General features: G+C 35.8%; 1 protein-coding gene. It reads left to right on the forward strand.

The window, feature by feature from the left end; translation table 11 throughout:
* Positions 1-185: 185 nt before the first annotated feature.
* Positions 186-371 (forward strand): CBS domain-containing protein (locus tag HC175_RS20625; protein ID WP_168139887.1); only part of this gene is annotated, 186 nt, incomplete at its 3' end.

Below are 371 nucleotides of genomic sequence, written 5' to 3' on the forward strand. Positions count from 1 at the left end.
TTCATTTTCGTTTTTAGGGTTTAAAATAAGAACAGGCAAGATAATAGATTTTACCAAATTGGAAAGGTTGATGAGTCCCGATCCCCGGAAATTGTCTTTTAAAAAATCCCTTCTGTTTGATTAGAATAAGGCGATTTTGTCGTATTTTTAAAAGACCCGTGTAAAGCAGTTTAATCCTGAACACCATGAAAAATGACGTAAGAGTTTCCGAAATAATGACAAAAAACATCCACAGAGTTTCCTTGTCTGATGATCTTTCTACTGCTGAAGCTTTAATGAAGAAAAATCATATAAGGCACCTGCCGGTAGTGGAGAATGACAAGATTGTAGGTATGTTAAGTCTTAATGACCTGCTGCGCATTTCTTTTGCC

The organism is Salinimicrobium oceani, from assembly GCF_012037645.1.